Below are 18685 nucleotides of genomic sequence, written 5' to 3'. Positions count from 1 at the left end.
TCAGCTCAACGAACACAGGACACCATGGATAGCTGTCGACGCCGGCCAGCCCCCCCTACTCATGGATGAAAGCTTGATGATGTTAGCCGCACTTCCCAGACGCCTCCATAAAAGCACCGCTGCCTTGCTCGCCGCTCTGAGCGCCTCGACAACCTGCGCGACCGAAATTCCCGACGCCGCCGCCAGCGACCCGGCGAAACTGGGCTGGATGGTCGGCTCGCCACCGCCGGCAGCCCGCTGCCCAAGCCAAAGGATTACCAGGGGCCGCGCAGCTACTATGAGTTTTTGCAGACCGTACAGTTGCAAGGCCAACACGGTAACGCATTCGCCTATAAGACCATCAACACCGACGTATTGGGCTGGGTGATCGCCCGGGTAACCGGTCAAAACGTTGCGCAGTTTCTCTCGGAACGTATCTGGAGTCGCCTGGGCGCTGAGCAGGATGCCTATTTCACCGTGGACTCGATCGGAACGCCCTTTGCTGGCGGCGGCCTGAACACCGGCCTACGTGACCTGGCACGGTTTGGCGAGATGCTGCGCAACGACGGTCAATTCAATGGTCAGCAAATCGTGCCCAAAGCCGTGGTCGATGACATCCGCCACGGCGGCGATAAGGCTGCCTTTGCCAAAGCCGGTTATGGGCTGTTGCAAGACTGGAGCTATCGCAACATGTGGTGGGTCAGCCACAACCCGGACGGTGCATTCATGGCCCGCGGAGTTCACGGACAAAGTATCTACATCGATCCGAAAGCAGAAATGCTGATCGTCCACTACGCTTCACATCCGGTGGCAGGCAACGTAGCCAACGATCCGGTCACGTTGCCGGCCTTCGATGCGTTGGCCCGGTACCTGCTTGAGCAGCCTTGAGGCGCTAAAGTCAAACCGTCAAACGTTTCCCAACCGGGGATTGTTGGTGCCCTTGCTGAAATTCCCTTGGGGATGCTTGACGACCCGAGCCATGTCGATGCTGCAGGCGTCCCCGCAGCAATCACGCCCCAAACAACAAGCACCGCGCTCACAGCAGAACCAGCAAGGCGCACCGGGACTTGGCTTCGACAGCTTCGACGACGAAATCTCCGTTCGCGTCCTTGCACCACTTGAATGGAACATGAAGCTGGGTGCTCGTACACACTGAACCACCTCATTAAATTTTCGCACTTAACAACTTGGAGTTTATATGTCTCACGATACGTTGACTCGGGCGGAAGATGCACTATCCGCCGCCAATAAAAACCGTGTGACGGAGGTCGGAACCGCGCAAGTGGCCAATGTGACTACCGAAGATTCTGCTTTAGTTAGTTGGACTCGGGCACCGATGGCGTCTGTGAGTATAGCCACTGTCGCTGCCTCATTAGATACTACCTGGATCAGTGTTTGGGAGTTCACCAATCTGATTACCAATAAGCCTAACCCGTCCGACCCTACGACATGGGACTGGTCTCCGGCCATTGCCGGCGCACAGACTGAGGCACAGTCTATGGCCAAAGTAGCTTATGGAGGTTATGGCGTAAGTTTTACTGCCGGAATTTATCCGGTTACCCGGATCATTCACTACAGTGGCACGCCGCTTCAAGGCATGGGCGCTCGTAATACGTTTCTCACTGCCCTGCCTTTTGATCCTGCCAATGGCAAGCCCTATGGCATGCTGGAACTGGCTCCTGGGGTGGTACAGGGGGCGCACATCAGTGGCATTACATTTTGCGGATCGCCTTCTTATGTATATGGGACACCTGCAGTTAACCCAAATCAATGGGGCTTCTACTGCCATGCACAGTATGACGCCGGCAATGTAGAGGGCGGCTTCTGGCACTCAAATCTGGTCGATGTGTGTTTTTGGAACTTCAAAAAGGGCATTTGGTCTCGTGGCGGTTATACCCAAGCCAACTCAAAGCGACCACACCAATGGATTGACTTTTCTGGAGTTCAAATTGAGGTACAGGATGGTGGTGAGCCCTGGCTGTTTACTGGGCAGCATGGCCAGATCTCAGTACGCAGCGGCCTCGGCAAGAGCATTAGCGCCTCTGTTGTCAAGCGCGCGCTGTACTCGGTCAAAGTGGCTGTTGACCCTGATCCTTCAACCACGGCGTATGAAGGTATCAATGGCGAGAGCACTTCGGATGTTTCTGGTGTAGGTAATGCCACTCGAGCCGGCCACAATATAACTTTTAGTGATGGCTTTTCGTTTCAGGGATCGCAAAAGGGTCTTTGGGTCAATGGTCCTGCGCGTAATATTACATCTGATGGCTGCTGGTATGAGACCTTGGCACAAGCCGTGACCATGGTAGGCGACGGTAATATTAGTCTGTCTAATAACCATTTTGCCAATGCCGGCATTGGTACCACCGCAGGCGGTGCAGCTGGAACAGGTTATATTGTGACGTTAGGCGCTAAAGGCCAGATTGATTGGGGTCAGGGTAACGTCGTAGAAGGGTCTTATGACCACGTGGTTTCCGACACGTCTTCCGGGGCCAACGAATGCAATGGTATCAACTGGTGGGGCTATCTGCGTAATGATGCTACCGGCCCCACCATACTGCCTACCTTGCCACAAAAATCGCCTGCTATGGACGCTAGCGGCAAGATTGATATGGGATCGCATAACTTTGGGACAATAGCACCTAATGCTGATCGCACGGTACGATTGTCCCATATATCCAGCAACGTGTTACCAGGGCAAACGTTAGTGCTGCGAGCAACTACCGGCCCTGTCACTATTAAGAACGCTGCCGGCAGTAACATTCTTACCGGTGCAGGACGGGACATTACTATCCCCGCTGGCGGTCTAGCCACCTTCCTGCGCATACAACCTTACGTGACAGGTTCTGAGTTCTTGCTTCAGTCTGTATCTATTCACTCTGCTTCTGCCGTGCCGACTGATGGGTTCTATTACACTCAAGGGCATGTGATTGAAAACATGGCTACGGGTGCCGGCGTGCCGGATCGATGGAAGTGCACTACTTCAGGACTGGCGGGCACTACCGCAGTATTCAAAGTCGCAGCTCTATTAACTTAACCATCGGTATCGGGGTCAAGCGGGCGGAACTGATCGCCAGAGAGAACGGCATCAGGCCAACTTAATCAATGCTCCAGAGACATCATCTCTGGCTTGCCGCAATTCGCTCGCATCCTGATTCAGGCGATGGACGATACCCAGCAGCCGCTGGCGCAGCAATTCGTCACCCAGCTGATCAATGGCTCGCATGACATCAACTGCTGCGGCCTCGTTATTGGCGGCTGCAGAGTCCAGTGTTTTACGCAGGTTTCGTGCTGATCGGTTCACTTCAGTAGCCCTCATGAATCAGGCCTGCACCCTACAACAGCAATGTTTCTTTTTAATTTAAGTCGCTTAGCTTCGGATGAATGGTCGGGCCCGATGACGGAAAGACGCTGCTCGAAACGATCGCCGCCAAAGCTCTTTCCTGTCTTTGGACCGCAACGGGCGGTAGCTGCGACGCCAATCCCTAGGTTTGGGTCATCACATTCGAGCAGGTAAAGAGTTCGCCCTGACCACTCCACTAAGGGACTGCGATGCCAAACTCAGACGGCTCCCCTGCAGATCAGCCATTGCTCAACTAGGCTATAAATCTCCAGAGGAGCCAAAGCCATGGAAGACAAAAATCCGGTTTATTTCGCTCTGATTATCTAAATCTAACGCAGCACGTATGCGACTTCGGAGCCAATACCGGTCCGGTATTGGCAAAATAGATTCAACATTGGAGGGAGCCATGAGCAATATTATCGCTACCGGCGAGCCACCTGAAGCCGTCCGCCTCATCATCAAGGTTTATGCCAGCTTGCTGCTCGCAGGGTTTGCGCTGATTCCAGCCTATCTGATTGGCTACTTATTCTACTTTCAGGACCCCACCCTTCTATACGAGGACCACGCGTTCCATATAATTGCGATCACGGCAGCTACCTTGGAAGGCTTGTTTGTGACTTACGTGACGTGGCGCTGCTATCAGTCATCGGGAGAGCCGCTGCTGCGATGGATGACGCTTGGCTTTCTCGGCTTTGTACTGATCTACTCGCTTCATGGTGCGTTCACTGGGCTCGCACATCACAATATCTGGCTCTTCCTGCTTTATGGACCCGCCTCTCGACTGGTCATGGCGGTTCTGCTGTTCGTCGGAATGCTGTCGTACCACCGCCCACCCGATGCTGCGGACCAACGAATGAAGCCGCGCCCGTGGTTGACCTGGATAGGACTGTTCCTGCTGGTTGACCTGGCAGTGGCATACGTCGCGAATTCGTCAATCGCCGGCGCTCTCGCGGTGCGCCTCTCGCTGGAAGGTGGCGCCCTCGTTTTTTCCACATTGAACGTGGCAATGCTCCTGCTGCGCCGTGTCCGTTCGCAGTTGATGGTGATTTTTGTCATCTCGGTCACGGCGTTCGCGTTGTCATCTCTTGCATTCATCCTTGCACGTCCCTGGAACCACATGTGGTGGCTCGCCCATGCAATCTTCGCCGCTGGATTCTTCCTGTTGAGCTATGGGGTAGTGCAAGCGTTCCTCACCACGCGGTCTTTCTCGAGAATTTACAGCCAAGAGGAGCTGATGGTACGTCTTGCCGAGGCAATGGAGTACACCGAGAACGCTCTGCAGGAACTCCAGCGCACCAATCAAGAACTCGGACACCTTGCGGCGACCGACCCACTGACAGGAGCTGATAATCGCCGTCGGTTCATGGAGCGGGTCGAAGCCGAAATTGGCCGGACCAAACGCGGTGGTGCGCCGTTCTCCGTGTTGGCACTTGATCTGGACAATTTCAAGTCCATCAATGATCGATTCGGGCACCAGGTTGGCGATGACATCCTGAAGGAGTTCGTGCAGAAATGCCTCGATTCGATCCGGCCGTATGACGGCGTAGCCCGAGTGGGCGGAGAGGAATTCATGATTCTGCTACCTCAGACGTCACTTGAAGGCGCGCATGTAATCGCTGAGCGCCTCCGAACCACCGTTGCAAATACTTCTTTTAATAGCGGCTTTCAGCGGTTAACGGTCGTCACAGTGAGCATCGGCATATCGCAATCTGGCCACGACGGCGACACCATCGAGGCAATTTTGCACGTCGCTGATCAACGCCTGTATCACGCTAAACACCAAGGACGTAACCGTGTGGTCACGACCATCAAAACCAGCCTCCAACCTCTGCCCTGACCATCATTTCGAAGTCGAAAGCCGCGGACACGATCGTCCTAAGCGCTGAGACTAGATACACATTGCCTCTAAGCCTTTCACCCTGTGCCTTTGAATCCGGGTGCCTGGACAGCTCCCCTCCTTTGCTTACTTTCCATGCGGCATGGCTGAACCACCGTCATGGGTCTGATGAGCAATGATCTTTTGTCAGTCGGTAACCCCGGTAGTTAACTCGCGTCTCGCACAATCCCGTGACGAGTCCCGAAACAAAACTATAAGAGGGTGGGCCGATGGTGAGCAGTACTTCGTTGCTATGGGTGTTGTTAGCCGCGATTGTCATGATCGTGGTGCTGATCGTCAGGTTCAGGGTGCACGCATTCCTGACACTGATCGCCGCGTGTGTGGTGGTGGGTGTCGGTTCGGGCATGCCGTTGACCACCCTGCTGACTTCGTTCCAGAAAGGCATGGGCGATACGCTGGGATTTCTGGCCGCTATCATTGGACTGGGCAGCATTCTTGGCAAAATGCTTGAGGAATCCGGTGGCGCAGAGCGCATTGCAAAGACCCTGTTAGCGGCTCTGGGCAAGCAACGGGCCTCATGGGTAATGATGCTGGTCGGCTTCATTGCGGGGATCCCAGTGTTCTTTGAGGTCGGTTATATTTTGCTGATTCCTCTGGTCTATGTCGTGGCCAAAGAAACCAGAATTAACCTGTTGTACCTGGGTGTGCCACTCGCCGTTTCGCTGATGTGCGTACATTGCATGCTCCCTCCCCATCCGGCGGCCATGGCCATCACCAATATGCTGGGTGCCGACGTCGGCAAGGTGATCCTTTACGGCCTGCTGGTGGGCCTGCCGACAGCCATCATAGCGGGACCGTTGTGGATTCGGCTGGTGGCGCGTATCGACGCACCGGCCACGCAAGAGGCCTTCCTGCAGGAGCGTTGTGAGGCAGATAGTACCCGTGTCTTGCCAGGCTTCTGGCTGACATTGCTCACCATACTCCTGCCGCTGATCCTGATGGTCGGCAAAACCTTTGCCGTAACCCTGCCAAAAGACTCGACAGCGTTCGCAGTGATTTCGTTTTTGGGCCATCCACTGGTTGCGCTGGTGATCGCCGTGGTCTTTGCATATTGGTCACTGGGAATTCGTCGGGGTCTATCGATGCAAGATTTGCTGGGGCATACCCAGAAAAGCCTGCCACCGCTGGCCAGTATTCTGCTGATCATCGGTGCAGGGGGGGCCTTCAACGGCATCCTCATCGACAGTGGCATCGGCAACGTGCTGGCCACTTCTCTGACTCAGCTGGACATCAACCCGGTGGTCTTGGCCTGGCTGGTGGCGGGTATCATGCACTTCGCGGTGGGCTCCGCGACCGTGGCTATGATGAGCGCCGCCGCAATTGTGATGCCGACGCTGGCGGCGCATTCGGCCTACAGCAAGGAAATCATCGTGATCGCTATCGGTGCCGGAGCCATCGGCTGGACCCATGTCACTGATTCGGCGTTCTGGGTAGTGAAGGAATACCTGGGCGTCTCGCTGGCCGACGCACTCAAGACCTTCACCTCCGCCACGGTGCTGGCGTCGATAATCGCCCTGCTGCTGACGCTGACCCTTTCTCACTTCGTTTAAGTCTTTCACAGCCCTTCACTGAATGCAGGAGTCACCATAAATGATTGCAGGCAAAATGCTGGATGACTGGAAAACCAGCCACCCGCTGATCAAGGACCTGGTGGAGTTGCGTGAAACCACCTGGTTCACACCGGTGCGCGCACCGACCGCCGAGGCCTTGAAAGACGTTCCGTTGAATGCCCACGATGTGGCGGATGCCAGCGCCCGGTTGAACCGCTTCGCGGCGTACTTTCAATCGGCCTTCCCCGAAACACTGCCAACTCACGGCATCATCGAATCGGACATCCAGCAGCTGCCTTCGTTGCGAGGCGCTTTGGACGCAAGGTATGGCCAGGCACTGCCGGGGGCGCTCTGGATCAAGAAAGACAGCCACTTGCCCATCTCGGGCTCTGTAAAAGCCCGTGGTGGCATCTATGAAGTGCTCAAGCATGCTGAACGTCTCGCCCTTGAGGCCGGACTGCTCACGCTGGATGGCAACTATGAGGTGCTCGACACACCGCAGGCTCGAGAGTTTTTCAGTCAATACCGGATTGCCGTGGGCTCCACGGGCAACCTGGGGTTATCGATCGGGCTTATGGGGGCCCGATTGGGCTTTCAGGTCACGGTGCACATGTCCGCCGATGCACGCCAATGGAAGAAGGACAAACTGCGCGCCCATGGTGTGACTGTCATGGAATATGCCAGTGACTACAGCATTGCGGTGGCACAGGGGCGCCAGCAAGCGAAGGACGATCCAGGCTGTCATTTCGTCGATGACGAAAACTCCACCGACCTGTTCCTTGGCTACGCGGTGGCAGCTGAACGCCTGAATCGACAATTGAGCCTGGCGGGTCTGAAGATCGATGCCGAGCATCCGCTGTTCGTCTACCTGCCCTGCGGTGTCGGTGGGGGCCCCGGCGGAGTGGCGTTTGGCTTGAAGCTGGTCTTCGGTGACGCGGTTCACTGTATATTTGCCGAACCCACTCATTCGCCCTGCATGTTTCTCGGTGTCTACACTGGGCTGCATGACGAGGTGTCGGTACAGGATTTTGGTATCGACAACATCACCGCCGCCGATGGGCTTGCCGTGGGACGGGCCTCGGGGTTTGTCGGCCGGACCATGCAACGTTTGATCGACGGTTATTACACGGTCAGCGATGACGAACTGCATGCCTTGCTCTGGCTGACCGCTGATAGCGAAGGGCTGAATCTGGAGCCGTCAGCCCTGGCTGGCGTCCCCGGCGTCGCCCGGCTCCACGCGCATTACGCCGAGTACTTGCAGCGCAGTGGCCTGAGCGTCGAAGCTTACGCCTGTGCCACCCACCTGATCTGGGCCACGGGTGGCAGCATGGTCCCCGAGCCCGAGATGCAAGCTTACCTGGCGCAAGGCGCGCAAGTGCTTCAGGGCTGAAAGCGAGTGTGCGCCCCGGATGCATGATCGACGTCCGGGTCACGGCAAGTGGCGACGACACATTGAAAAAGAAGTGCCGACATGTTCAACCTACCGCCTCGACTGGATGCAAAGCTCAACAGTAGCCAGTTCTCGAACCTGTTCACCTTTCAGGTCGCTGCGCGTCATCTCAGTTTCACCAAGGCCGCCGACGAGTTGTGCCTGACCGCCAGCGCCGTCAGCCATCGCATCGCCCGGCTGGAAGCGGAGCTGTCGATTCAGCTGTTCAAACGGCTGACTCGCCGGGTGCAGTTGACGGAAGCCGGTGAGCGCATCTTCGAGATTTTGCAGCGAACGCTGGGTGACCTCTCCGAGGTCCTCGCCCAGCCGGTCGACGCCGATTTGGCCGGGCCACTGACGCTCTACGCTCACCCCTCTATCGCACACGCCTGGCTGGTGCCGCGCCTGGCGGAGTTCGGTGCACGATTCCCCGGGGTGACGCTGGACCTTCGCGTGGGCAATGACAGCGTCGACTTTCGGTCTCGAAAGATTGATCTGGCGCTGTATTACGGCAATGGAGAATTCCATGGCCTGATCTCGCACAAGCTGATGCAAGAACGGGTCGCGCCGGTCTGTAGCCCTGAATACGCCGACCGCCATCGGCTGTTCGACTCGGTGCAGCAGCTGGAACATTGCACATTGCTGCATGATTCGCTGGCCTGGGACCATGCGGCCTTTGATTCCGAATGGGCAATGTGGGTCAGATACCATGGCGCCGGTGTCCCCATGCCGAAACGAGGGGTGACCTTTGATCGCTCGGATTTGTGTGTGACAGCCGCAGTCAATCACGCGGGGCTGGCGATCGGGCGGGAACAACTTGTCAGCGGACCGATCCAGCAAGGAAAATTGGTCCTTCCGTTTGGCGGCTTTGCGCGGTGTGGCGAGTACGATTACTACATCGTGCATCCGGCACTTGAGCCGTTACCACGACGAGTGTCTTCATTCATTGAATGGCTCTATGAATGTGCGTCGCAGCCCCCAACAATCTGAAATCTCTACGGCACACATACACCAGACATAGGCTTGTCCGGTCCTGGCTGATTCTGGTCGGTTGCCGTCATTCAACCCCTGTGTGATACCTCCCGCACCTACGCCTGGCATGCAACCAGCGCAATCAGTCCCCGGTCGCCGGTATCGGTGATTCCGATAAATCGTAATCAGCGAAAACGTGTCGCGCACTTTCTTGAATGAAAGCCTGCGCGAATTGCACAAAGACCCAGGCGACGAGCACTTCGCACCAAAATGATGAGCCAGGCAGTTCCTCGATTTCAGGGAACGAGCAGCGCCTCATGGATTTCAATGGCGGGAATATCGACGAGCCCGCGCTTCTCGGCCAGCCAGGTCCTCATCCGATTCACATCGAAAATCTGACCCTGCTCCATGAGCGTTAAAACCAGCGCTTTGGAAATTCGATAGTGGCCGCATGACGGGCAGTGGCGCTCTTCAAAGTCACCACCAATCTCGATGTTTTCAGCGCTTCCAGCGCAAATCAGGCAGCTCATGGCCCCCTCCTTATTATTTTTATGAGGATAAAGCCTGTCAGGCTCCGATTGCCAATCCTCGGATTCGATGGACCTGCATTCTGCTAACTGGTTCACCCTTCCCAACTGAATAACCGCACCGGTCATCCGCATGCTGGAAAATGAAGTCCAGGAGCTGACCCTGCAACTGCGCAAAGCCCGCGAGGACATCTTCGGCCTGGTACAGATGCACGCAGAAACCTCTGAGCAGCGTGACGAAGCAATGAAAAATCTCCGGGAAAGGTCCGGACAGTTGGCTACGGTTCGCAAGCAACTGTACGACCTCGACATCTCAGCGAGTACCAAAAAGCGCGAGGCTGACCAGCTTCGCGGCATACTGGACGGCCTCATAGATCGCCCGAAAACGATCGTCTAAACTCAAGGTTCAGCTTGAGGATTCAGCCATGTGCGGACGACTTTCGCAGTACCGGGGTATCCACGACTTCATGGCGGCGCTGAGCATGCCCAATGCTCTGGTCAACACCGTCGGCGACCAGCCGCTCGAGCAGTACAACGTCGCCCCCACAACAAAGGTCGCCCTCTTTCGCCAGGAAGGCGACACGCTGCGCGCCGACCTGGTCAGGTGGTGTTGGCGACCGCATTGGGCAACCGACCAGCCAGCGAAACCGAACGGCAGAGTCGAAAAGGTAGCGCATAGCCCATTCTACCGGGCGATCTGGCCACACCGCGCCATCACGCCCATCAACAACTGGTTTGAGTGGGTCGATGAGGGCGGGCCGAAAAAGCAGCCCTATTTGATCCGGCATCGGGACGGCTCACCGATCCTGTGCGCTGCTATCGGCCAGTTTCCGACCGCCGACCACACACCCAGCGAGTATGACGGTTTCGTGATCATCACTGCCGATTCGGCAGGCGGCATGGTGGACATCCACGATCGACGCCCAGTAATACTGGCGCCCGAGCTGGCACGGGAATGGCTCGACCCGGCCACACCCAAGGAGCGCGCCGAGCATATGATGATTCAACAGGGAGAGCCATCCGAGGCCTTCGAATGGTTCAAGGTCAGCGCAGCCATTGGCAATGTGCACAACCAAGGCGCGAGCCTGATCAAACCGATCTGAGATGCTATTTGTCCCGCTGAACCCTGCAATTCACGTAGGCATCACTCCCCGGCTTGGCACCATACGATTGGCAAACGGCGTCATCTGTAGCGCTCTTCTCCGCCCTGGCGGCTGACAGATTTTTTAAGCTTCGCTGGCGAACCTCATACCCTTTTGTACCGGGTAGGCAGTCATCCCAGGCAATGATACCAATCGCGCAATCAAGCGGATGATTGGCGCAACCGGCAAGCGCCAGCATTGATGCGGCTACACACAGAGCTTTCATATTGGTGGCCCTCCCCGGCCACCGGGCAGTCTGCCATCCTTTCAAGGACAAAAATATGCTCTGCAATGCTTCATCGATTCACTTCTCGGGCATACGCCTGGCACGCCGCCAGAGCAATCAATCCTTGACCGTCGTCGATGATGCCGACCGTCGGCTTTGCGCGGTTTCACCTCGCGACAATCAACGACACTGCTAGCCTCTTTGCGCAGCACCAACCCATACAAGGAGAAACAAAATGTCGGACGACCTCACCAAACGTCGACCTCAGGACGCATCTAAAATAAACGTGCATGAACCCTACGAGCTGAACTACTGGTCTGAACATTTCAAGGTGTCAAAGGAGAAGATCAAGGACGCAGTTCAGAAAGTTGGTGTAATGGTCGACAAGGTAAAAGCACACTTAGGTAAGTGATTACCTGAGCGGAGGATCGCAAGGTCTTCCGCTTTTTCATCGACAGGCAACCGCGGCGGAAAACAACTCTCGCTCATACCCAATCCGCTGCCGTCGCTCAACCAACAGCGTCCTCACCTTCACCTCACGCGATATCCCCCCAGCGTCCTGCTGACCGAACACAATCACACCTCACCGCACCACCACGTATGAACTTGCGTCGCGAATGGGTCATCCACGCCAGATGCTCCACGCCGGGTTGTAGCTCCAAGGCGGTATGCCCCACGTAATCGGCGTTCATTGACCGAATACCAACCTAAACGCTGTAAAGATTGTTGAACGCAACTTCTGCCTGGGGCATCCTTCGCGACGCAAATTTACATGGACGGTAAAATTTGATGCGCTCTTCACCTATGGACGTGCCTCTCCCCTGCGCCTGCACGCTCGATACCTCGCATCATCCCAGCGGCCTGAATACCTCGTTACGCCTTTATGGACTGGTTCGCATCGTCGGTTTCAGCGACATACCTGCGAGCACGCCGGTTGAAATTCTTTGCGCGGCGTCCGGCGAAGGCAAGGCGATTCGGGCCTTCGTTTCAAGGCTAGACGCTGAGTTGGTCGCCAGGTCAATGCCTGACTCAGGCTATCGTGTCGTACCGCTGGCACAATTCGACCCCACTGGATTTATCCAGCAACACCAGGGCTGGCTGACCGTCCACATCACCTGTGGTTTTTCCTCGCGGCTCGACACGTTACGACTTGCAGAGGGTGACTTGCCAAGCTTGGGCTGGTTTATTTATGCCCAGACAGGCCCCTGGAGTCCGGGGCGCTTTATCCATTGGGGCGAAGAAGTCGCCGAGATATTGCTCAGTGCCTACCGCAGCGTTGGTATGCCCAATTACAACGCCTGGCTCAACCAGCTTGATGACTATTCCACGCAGGCCATGGACAACTGCGTCGAAATCGCCTGGCAGACGTTACTGGCCTGCCGTCCCATGCGCGAAAACCACCGAGCACTGTTCAACCCTATGGATGAGTGCTGGCGCTTTTCCGACTCGCCCATCGACCACTATTACCCCATTTGAAACCTTGAAAAGGAACTTCCCATGAGCGGCAAGCCGGCTGCCCGAGTAACAGACCCCACCAATTGCCCGCTTCCGGGACATGGCACAAATCCGATTATCAGCGGTTCTCCCAATGTGAACTTCGATGGCCTTGCCGCCGCTCGAATGACCGATAAATCCGCATGTGGTAGCCCAATCACGAGTGGTGTCAGCGCTACGGTTTTCATCAATGGGCTGAATGCTGCTACTCAAGGCAGTACCGGTGACCACGGCAACGTGGTTATGGGTGGATCCGGCACGGTCATTATTGGCGACACCTTCGTACCGGCGCCCTTCAGCGGCCTGCTGCCGATGCCAGTGCACTTCAGCGACAAGCTCAAACTGGTCGACGAAGCCACCGGCGAACCGATGCCCAATCATGGCTACGCCATCCAGCGCGCCGACGGCAGCGTGGAACATGGTGTCAGCGATGCGATGGGGCATACCCATGTGGTGAGCTCGCACCTACCTGAAAGCATCAAACTGTTTTTGGAGGACTGAGGGATGGCAGCAGAAGCAGAACAGGTTGTTCTCCCAAGCGGCAAGACAGCGAGCCTGGCGACAACGCATACGTTGACGGCGGCAAATGATCCGACGGTCAAGTCGGTGCCTGTCGCAGAGAAGAAGGCAATTGTATTTTTTATTGGCGGGGCTGCAGACCAAGAGAAATATTATTTTCAAGGTGCCTTTCATAACATCGACGACGCCAGAAACATTCTCGACAAAAGAATCAGTGCCATGAAGCCTTTGTCGAAGAAATATACAAGCTGGCCAAAAAGCTATAACGATGCGAGAGGATCTGGCGACATCCAAACTAATTTCATTGCCAACATACCCAGTAAATCATGCCCGGTTTACATAGTTGGGCACAGCCTTGGCGGGTGGAATGGAGCACACCTATCTAGAATATTGTCAGAGGCCGGCTACACCGTTAAATTCTTGGTCACACTGGACCCCGTAGGAGAAGGGTTTTGGGTGTGGATGGGATCAGACATCTACAAGTCTGAAGCCTCCCCTATTGCCGAAACCTGGATCAATATTCGGGCAAATTCAAGCAAGCCAGACGCCTCCGATGGTGTAGCGGAATTTGGAGGGCGCTGGATAATTACCGATGGCCCAACCATGAACAAAACAATGGACATTCATCACGCCTCGGCAGGCTGGATGTTCATAGAACCCGTTCAAGGAACAAAGTCCGCTTGCGACCTGATATTTGACTCCATCAATGGTATTTTTGGCCAATGACCCTACTTCGAAGTCTCATTTACGCATCGATACTTCTATGCACTGCTTGCGCAAAAACAGCAAGCATCCCGCCAGCCGATCTGACGCTGTCGTCTTTTGGGCTCGGACCAAATAATCTTTATACAATTATTTTCACCTCAAACATCGACCTGCTGAACGCCTTCAACACCTACGAAAATGCCAACCAGCTAACCCCAATGCTGACCTGCTCTCTAGATCGTGACTTGGACTTTTCGGTGGATCACTCCATCAACGTAAAAGCAGAGGGACGAATAACCGCAAAGAGCAAAAGTAAAACTAACTATATCTTTCTTGCAGACCTTGTCTTTTATCATACCAACCTGGACGGAACCCAACTCGATCAAAATAGCTACGACGTGATCAAGCCGCTGATTGCAGCCCAAACATCAATACCTTGCAAGGTTCGCATAACGGCATATGGATACAAAGCCTATTACACCAACACCTTACTCATCCCATCTGCACTCATGATGGATCAGATGAGTAAATAAGCCCACCCACCGTTCTACTGCGCAAGCATCGACAGACATAAGCGAGCTGGGCAACGCCATCCCTTCGCTCCACTCTCATTACAAGAACTTCATCACTACTACGAATGGCTCCGCCCCTCGGCCTTTGCATCGGTATTCTTCCTTGCGGTGTTAGCCGCTTGTCATTTCCCTTGGCATCAAAGGCGAGGTTCTCACGTTCCCTATCAAAGCCTGTATTGAGCTCATGCCGCCTATACACCGGCTGCCATCTGGACAGTAGACAGGTATCTTCCAGACTGATCCCGAGGCTACTGGGCGACCTCGGTTTTGACAGCGCTTGAATCCTTAACGATGCGTCTTCGGACGGTTTGCTTTCGCTCATCTTCTCAATACGTACCTGACGCCGTTATCGGCGCCTTTTCCAACGGTCGCTCACCACCACGCCTTTTGAACGCAGCAGCACCGGGTGGTTTGAAGCCAGCTCCTTGCAAGCAGACTCCGGGAGGCCTACTCCCATCTTTGATAGAGCATCGCGGGCTTACGCCAGCGTTCGTGACACACCCCAGTACAAAATCTTCACGCGGTTGCGCGGTTTGTTGAGGAAGACGAAGAGCACCGGGTCGAACACGGCGACCTTGATGTCCAGCTCGACCAGTGCAGCCAGGCCATCAATGGACTTTCGGAAGTCTACTGGTTTGGGGTAGAGATAGACTTTTGCGTCGGGTCGCATCATGGCAAACGGGCTCCTGAAGGAATCGGGAGCACAGCATCCGGTATCGGCTAAGCGCTTTGAATGTGGGGTTCATGGAGCGCTTACTGAAGAACTGCCGACTGTTGCTGGTGAAGATCCTGGACACTCTGGCGGCAACCCTCGGGCGCCCGGTAAGTGGGTGGGAGAGCTTGGGGAAATTTCAGAAGATGCTCGAATCCCTACGGTGATTGGCTTCGGCAAACACAAGGGCATGGCCGTCGCGGATTTACCTGCGGACTACAAGCGCTGGCTGCTGAATCAGAGTGATCTCGACTCATACATGCGCAAAGCGTTGAGTCGCTGAGAGTGCGCCGATTCGCATGTCGCCCCCAGCGACGCAAACGTCAAACCTGGCTGGACCTGCCGGCCAGCGGAATCGAAGAGGTAGGCCATGGCGATGGATGGAAAGGCGCGTTCAGCCAAGGCGGCCCAGAAGCGGATCGAGTTCGACGAGAAGGAATTGCGACACCGGTGCCGACTCGGCACCCGGCAGATGCTTGACGAGTTGATGGCTTGGAACGATATCAAGGAAATCAGCGAGGCGGTGCAGAACCTGATTCGGAACGCTCATGCGCTCGGACCTACCCTGTCATACCAGGCGATGGAAAGTCCGCGACACAAAGTGAAGATAAGCGAAACCGTGGCGCGGATGTTTCGAAATGAGAGCTTAGCGGAGCTGCGACGCGATCCTGGTGATCAGTCCTTTTTTCCAGAAACGAGAAAGGGCTGACAAGTCAGCCCTTTCTGAAATTGGTGCGGGGCCGGGAGTTACCCCCAGGTGCCATCTATCAAGCGCAACGTTTAGTCCCAATACTTTCTCTGTTTTTTGCATGGACCCGCAGCACTGCCCCAGCACAGATAAACATTGGTATTGCTGCCATAACATACCCCCAGTAAGCATTGTCGTTGATGAAAACAAACAAGGTTACGAGACCAGACATAACAGACAAGATATCGATGGACTTCACATTGTACATCGCCTGAATCATCGACTCAGTTGAACCAAAAATCGGTTACGTCCAATCAAATTAGCGCAGACCGTGCGATGATGTCAATCAGCCATGCAAATCAACTCTTACCATAGCGCCCTCCCTCTGTCGCATCCGATCACGGAGGGCGGCGCCTACCCGAGGTATTCGCAATGCCCGTAACCTCTACTGGATGCCTTACCTGGCACTGACTCGGCTCGATATGATTACAACCATGAGCTTGCGCCGGATAATCGGCGATATCGAATGGTTTTCGCCGGACGTGAAGCGCAATGCGCTGGTGCGACTGCGGACGATTCTGGAGGCTGCAGTAAAAGAGGGGTTGATCGCCAAAAACCCGGCTGAGCTGCTGGACGTACCAAAACGTAAGAAAAAGGAGCCTGATCCCTTCACTCTTGCCGAAGCCAACCTGATCATTGATCACCTTTACCGGGCCGAGCATTGGCCAAGCAGCATTTTTGCGGCGTTTCCGAGTTTGCTTTCTTCACCGGCTTGCGGTTACAGGAGGTTATTGCTCTTCGCTGGGATGCTGTCGACATCCCGAACCGCCAGGTCCATATCTGCAGGGCCAGCGCTGAGCGGGAGATCAAAGAGCGCACTAAAACGAAGAAGGGTCGTTTCGTTTTGCTCAATGAGCGAGCGTTACACGCGCTCGACTTCGCTCAAAAATATGCGGATCGCCGGCTAAAAGGTGCAGGTGCACTGAAAGAGCTGCCTTATGTCTTTCCGCCGTCCAAGATGAGCGAGCACATCAAGCAAACCTCAGACCTGCACCATCAGTGGCGCCCTGCCCTGGAAAAGCTGGGTATCCGCTACCGCCCGCCATATAACTGTCGTCACACGTATGCGACAATATGCATAATGTCTGGCATGAACCCCGCATTCATATCACAGCAGCTCGGCCATAGCGTGCAGATGTTGCTGTCGACCTATGCCCGCTGGATAAACTCAAGCTCCGATTGGGGCGAGCTGGAAAAACTGAAAATTGGTATCAAATCGGTATCAGCAGAACCCAGCCTCAGCTAAGTTATTGATAGGTAAGCTCTTTGATCTCCACAGCAAATATCACGATGCAGTTCGGCGCCAAGCCGTTGTTCGAGAACGTTTCGGTCAAATTTGGTGCGGGTAACCGCTATGGCCTGATCGGCGCCAACGGTTGCGGCAAGTCGACCTTCATGAAAATCCTCGGTGACGACCTCGATCCGTCCGGCGGCCAGGTCATGCTTGAGCCGAATGTGCGTCTGGGTAAGTTGCGCCAAGACCAGTTCGCCTACGAAGAATTCACCGTTATCGACACCGTGATCATGGGTCACGAAGAGCTGTGGAAGGTCAAGGCCGAGCGCGACCGCATCTACTCGCTGCCGGAAATGACCGAAGAAGACGGCATGGCCGTCGCTGAGCTGGAAACCGAATTCGCCGAGATGGACGGTTACACCGCCGAATCGCGCGCCGGTGAACTGCTGCTGGGCCTGGGTATCGGTATCGAGCAACACTTCGGCCCGATGAGCGAAGTTTCGCCAGGCTGGAAACTCCGTGTTCTGCTGGCTCAAGCACTGTTCTCCGATCCGGAAGTGCTGCTGCTCGACGAACCTACCAACCACCTGGACATCAACACCATCCGCTGGCTGGAAAACATTCTGACCCAGCGCAGCAGCCTGATGATCATCATCTCCCACGATAGACACTTCCTGAACAGTGTCTGCACCCACATGGCCGACCTGGACTACGGCGAGCTGCGCTTGTTCCCGGGCAACTATGACGAGTACATGACCGTGGCGACCCAGTCCCGCGAGCAACTGCTCTCGGACAACGCCAAGAAGAAAGCGCAAATCTCGGAACTGCAATCGTTCGTCAGCCGCTTCTCGGCCAACGCCTCGAAAGCCAAGCAGGCCACTTCCCGCGCCAAACAGATCGACAAGATCCAGCTGGCCGAAGTCAAGCCTTCGAGCCGCGTGAGCCCGTTCATCCGTTTCGAGCAGAACAAGAAGCTCCATCGTCAAGCGGTCATCGTCGAGCGCATGGCCAAGGGCTTTGACGGCAAGAATCTGTTCAAGGACTTCAGCTTCACCGTTGAAGCCGGCGAGCGTGTGGCAATCATTGGTCCGAACGGTATTGGTAAAACCACTCTGCTGCGTACCCTGGTCAACGAGTTGAGCCCGGATGCCGGTAGCGTGAAATGGACCGACGCCGCAGAAATCGGCTACTACGCACAGGACCACGCTTCGGATTTCGAAGATGAATCCAACCTGTTCGACTGGATGGGTCGCTGGACTCAAGGTGGCGAACAACTGGTTCGTGGCACCTTGGGCCGGATGCTGTTCTCCAACGACGAGATCCTCAAGTCAGTCAAGGTCATCTCCGGCGGTGAGCAAGGTCGCATGCTGTTCGGCAAGCTGATTCTGCAAAAGCCGAACGTGCTGGTGATGGATGAACCAACCAACCACCTGGACATGGAATCCATCGAAGCGCTGAACCTGGCGCTGGAAAACTACCCGGGCACGCTGATTTTCGTCAGCCACGACCGTGAGTTCGTATCGTCGCTGGCCACTCGAATCATCGAACTGAGCCCAAGCGGCGTGATCGACTTCAGCGGCACCTACGATGACTACCTGCGTAGCCAGGGCGTAGTGTTCTAAGCCACCTTAAGCTTCAA

19 protein-coding genes and 2 pseudogenes are annotated in these 18685 nt (G+C 55.5%); 18 read left to right on the top strand and 3 right to left on the bottom strand.

The window, feature by feature from the left end:
* Positions 1-219 precede the first annotated feature (219 nt).
* The 3 genes and pseudogenes from BLL42_RS26495 to BLL42_RS26490 all read left to right on the top strand — a co-directional run.
* Positions 220-867: pseudogene (locus BLL42_RS26495) on the top strand (serine hydrolase domain-containing protein); the annotation flags it as partial.
* Between the two features lie 91 nt (positions 868-958).
* Positions 959-1135, top strand: a complete 177-nt coding sequence (locus BLL42_RS30095; protein WP_161492359.1) for a single stranded DNA-binding domain-containing protein — start codon at positions 959-961, stop codon at positions 1133-1135.
* Between the two features lie 42 nt (positions 1136-1177).
* The gene (locus tag BLL42_RS26490; RefSeq protein WP_071555517.1) at positions 1178-3013 is read left to right on the top strand and encodes a hypothetical protein; all 1836 of its coding nucleotides are present in this window, start codon (positions 1178-1180) and stop codon (positions 3011-3013) included.
* Between the two features lie 51 nt (positions 3014-3064).
* Here the strand turns inward: BLL42_RS26490 and BLL42_RS26485 are convergent, their stop codons facing one another.
* Complete coding sequence (locus tag BLL42_RS26485) at positions 3065-3280, bottom strand: hypothetical protein (protein ID WP_071555516.1); 216 nt, start codon at positions 3278-3280, stop codon at positions 3065-3067.
* Between the two features lie 445 nt (positions 3281-3725).
* On the opposite strand from BLL42_RS26485, the gene BLL42_RS26480 reads away from it, so the two are divergent.
* The 4 genes from BLL42_RS26480 to dsdC all read left to right on the top strand — a co-directional run bounded on the left by BLL42_RS26480 (position 3726) and on the right by dsdC (position 9185).
* The gene (locus BLL42_RS26480; protein WP_071555515.1) at positions 3726-5156 is read left to right on the top strand and encodes a GGDEF domain-containing protein; all 1431 of its coding nucleotides are present in this window, start codon (positions 3726-3728) and stop codon (positions 5154-5156) included.
* A 269-nt stretch (positions 5157-5425) separates the two neighbouring features.
* Positions 5426-6766: a GntT/GntP/DsdX family permease gene (locus BLL42_RS26475; RefSeq protein WP_071555514.1), complete on the top strand. Its 1341-nt coding sequence runs from the start codon at positions 5426-5428 to the stop codon at positions 6764-6766.
* Between the two features lie 40 nt (positions 6767-6806).
* Positions 6807-8156 carry a D-serine ammonia-lyase gene (dsdA, locus tag BLL42_RS26470; protein ID WP_071555513.1) on the top strand — a complete coding sequence of 450 codons (1350 nt, stop codon included), beginning with the start codon at positions 6807-6809 and terminating at the stop codon, positions 8154-8156.
* A gap of 81 nt (positions 8157-8237) precedes the next feature.
* Positions 8238-9185, top strand: coding sequence for a DNA-binding transcriptional regulator DsdC (gene dsdC / locus BLL42_RS26465; RefSeq protein WP_071555512.1), 948 nt, complete (start codon positions 8238-8240; stop codon positions 9183-9185).
* A 278-nt stretch (positions 9186-9463) separates the two neighbouring features.
* Here the strand turns inward: dsdC and BLL42_RS26460 are convergent, their stop codons facing one another.
* Positions 9464-9697, bottom strand: coding sequence for a hypothetical protein (locus BLL42_RS26460; protein WP_071555862.1), 234 nt, complete (start codon positions 9695-9697; stop codon positions 9464-9466).
* A 130-nt stretch (positions 9698-9827) separates the two neighbouring features.
* On the opposite strand from BLL42_RS26460, the gene BLL42_RS26455 reads away from it, so the two are divergent.
* From BLL42_RS26455 to BLL42_RS26420, 7 genes are all read left to right on the top strand, one after another.
* The gene (locus BLL42_RS26455; RefSeq protein WP_071555511.1) at positions 9828-10091 is read left to right on the top strand and encodes a hypothetical protein; all 264 of its coding nucleotides are present in this window, start codon (positions 9828-9830) and stop codon (positions 10089-10091) included.
* 28 nt (positions 10092-10119) lie between these two features.
* The gene (locus tag BLL42_RS26450; RefSeq protein WP_071555510.1) at positions 10120-10797 is read left to right on the top strand and encodes an SOS response-associated peptidase family protein; all 678 of its coding nucleotides are present in this window, start codon (positions 10120-10122) and stop codon (positions 10795-10797) included.
* Positions 10798-11297: 500 nt separating this feature from the next.
* On the top strand, positions 11298-11474 hold the full coding sequence (locus BLL42_RS26440; protein ID WP_071555508.1) for a DUF3606 domain-containing protein: 177 nt from the start codon (positions 11298-11300) through the stop codon (positions 11472-11474).
* A gap of 377 nt (positions 11475-11851) precedes the next feature.
* On the top strand, positions 11852-12538 hold the full coding sequence (locus BLL42_RS26435; protein ID WP_129586984.1) for a hypothetical protein: 687 nt from the start codon (positions 11852-11854) through the stop codon (positions 12536-12538).
* Between the two features lie 21 nt (positions 12539-12559).
* Positions 12560-13057, top strand: coding sequence for a PAAR domain-containing protein (locus BLL42_RS26430; protein ID WP_071555506.1), 498 nt, complete (start codon positions 12560-12562; stop codon positions 13055-13057).
* Positions 13058-13060: 3 nt separating this feature from the next.
* Positions 13061-13801, top strand: coding sequence for an alpha/beta hydrolase (locus tag BLL42_RS26425; RefSeq protein ID WP_071555505.1), 741 nt, complete (start codon positions 13061-13063; stop codon positions 13799-13801).
* Positions 13798-14313: a hypothetical protein gene (locus BLL42_RS26420; protein WP_071555504.1), complete on the top strand. Its 516-nt coding sequence runs from the start codon at positions 13798-13800 to the stop codon at positions 14311-14313. Before BLL42_RS26425 ends, BLL42_RS26420 begins: the two co-directional genes overlap by 4 nt.
* Positions 14314-14830: 517 nt before the next feature.
* Here BLL42_RS26420 and tnpB read toward each other — a convergent pair.
* Positions 14831-15025, bottom strand: coding sequence for an IS66 family insertion sequence element accessory protein TnpB (gene tnpB, locus BLL42_RS30600; protein ID WP_071555503.1), 195 nt, complete (start codon positions 15023-15025; stop codon positions 14831-14833).
* Here tnpB and BLL42_RS30280 point away from each other — a divergent pair.
* The 4 genes and pseudogenes from BLL42_RS30280 (at position 15024) to BLL42_RS26390 (ending at position 18668) form a co-directional block, all read left to right on the top strand.
* Positions 15024-15347, top strand: a complete 324-nt coding sequence (locus tag BLL42_RS30280; protein ID WP_201788740.1) for a hypothetical protein — start codon at positions 15024-15026, stop codon at positions 15345-15347. The genes tnpB and BLL42_RS30280 overlap by 2 nt on opposite strands.
* 87 nt (positions 15348-15434) lie before the next feature.
* Positions 15435-15773, top strand: coding sequence for a hypothetical protein (locus tag BLL42_RS26405; protein ID WP_071555502.1), 339 nt, complete (start codon positions 15435-15437; stop codon positions 15771-15773).
* A gap of 407 nt (positions 15774-16180) precedes the next feature.
* Positions 16181-17058: pseudogene (locus BLL42_RS26395) on the top strand (tyrosine-type recombinase/integrase); the annotation flags it as partial.
* Positions 17059-17078: 20 nt separating this feature from the next.
* A complete protein-coding gene (locus BLL42_RS26390; protein WP_071555500.1) occupies positions 17079-18668 on the top strand; it encodes an ABC-F family ATPase in 1590 nt (529 codons plus the stop codon).
* The last annotated feature ends 17 nt before the right edge of the window (positions 18669-18685 follow it).

This window comes from Pseudomonas frederiksbergensis (assembly GCF_001874645.1).
In the GTDB taxonomy this organism is placed as follows: domain Bacteria; phylum Pseudomonadota; class Gammaproteobacteria; order Pseudomonadales; family Pseudomonadaceae; genus Aquipseudomonas; species Aquipseudomonas frederiksbergensis_B.
Note: the sequence above shows the minus strand (reverse complement) of the source record. Positions and strands in the feature narration are given on the sequence as shown.

Excerpts from the sequence above, each read along its gene's own strand:
- BLL42_RS26430 (WP_071555506.1), top strand. The coding sequence starts at position 12,560 with ATGAGCGGCAAGCCGGCTGCCCGAGTAACAGACCCCACCAATTGCCCG.
- BLL42_RS26455 (WP_071555511.1), top strand. The coding sequence starts at position 9,828 with ATGCTGGAAAATGAAGTCCAGGAGCTGACCCTGCAACTGCGCAAAGCC.
- BLL42_RS30280 (WP_201788740.1), top strand. The coding sequence starts at position 15,024 with ATGGCAAACGGGCTCCTGAAGGAATCGGGAGCACAGCATCCGGTATCG.
- BLL42_RS26420 (WP_071555504.1), top strand. The coding sequence starts at position 13,798 with ATGACCCTACTTCGAAGTCTCATTTACGCATCGATACTTCTATGCACT.
- dsdC (WP_071555512.1), top strand. The coding sequence starts at position 8,238 with ATGTTCAACCTACCGCCTCGACTGGATGCAAAGCTCAACAGTAGCCAG.
- BLL42_RS26490 (WP_071555517.1), top strand. The coding sequence starts at position 1,178 with ATGTCTCACGATACGTTGACTCGGGCGGAAGATGCACTATCCGCCGCC.
- BLL42_RS26475 (WP_071555514.1), top strand. The coding sequence starts at position 5,426 with ATGGTGAGCAGTACTTCGTTGCTATGGGTGTTGTTAGCCGCGATTGTC.
- BLL42_RS26450 (WP_071555510.1), top strand. The coding sequence starts at position 10,120 with ATGTGCGGACGACTTTCGCAGTACCGGGGTATCCACGACTTCATGGCG.
- BLL42_RS26425 (WP_071555505.1), top strand. The coding sequence starts at position 13,061 with ATGGCAGCAGAAGCAGAACAGGTTGTTCTCCCAAGCGGCAAGACAGCG.
- BLL42_RS30095 (WP_161492359.1), top strand. The coding sequence starts at position 959 with ATGTCGATGCTGCAGGCGTCCCCGCAGCAATCACGCCCCAAACAACAA.
- dsdA (WP_071555513.1), top strand. The coding sequence starts at position 6,807 with ATGATTGCAGGCAAAATGCTGGATGACTGGAAAACCAGCCACCCGCTG.
- BLL42_RS26405 (WP_071555502.1), top strand. The coding sequence starts at position 15,435 with ATGGCGATGGATGGAAAGGCGCGTTCAGCCAAGGCGGCCCAGAAGCGG.
- tnpB (WP_071555503.1), bottom strand. The coding sequence starts at position 15,025 with ATGATGCGACCCGACGCAAAAGTCTATCTCTACCCCAAACCAGTAGAC.
- BLL42_RS26460 (WP_071555862.1), bottom strand. The coding sequence starts at position 9,697 with ATGAGCTGCCTGATTTGCGCTGGAAGCGCTGAAAACATCGAGATTGGT.
- BLL42_RS26480 (WP_071555515.1), top strand. The coding sequence starts at position 3,726 with ATGAGCAATATTATCGCTACCGGCGAGCCACCTGAAGCCGTCCGCCTC.
- BLL42_RS26435 (WP_129586984.1), top strand. The coding sequence starts at position 11,852 with ATGCGCTCTTCACCTATGGACGTGCCTCTCCCCTGCGCCTGCACGCTC.
- BLL42_RS26440 (WP_071555508.1), top strand. The coding sequence starts at position 11,298 with ATGTCGGACGACCTCACCAAACGTCGACCTCAGGACGCATCTAAAATA.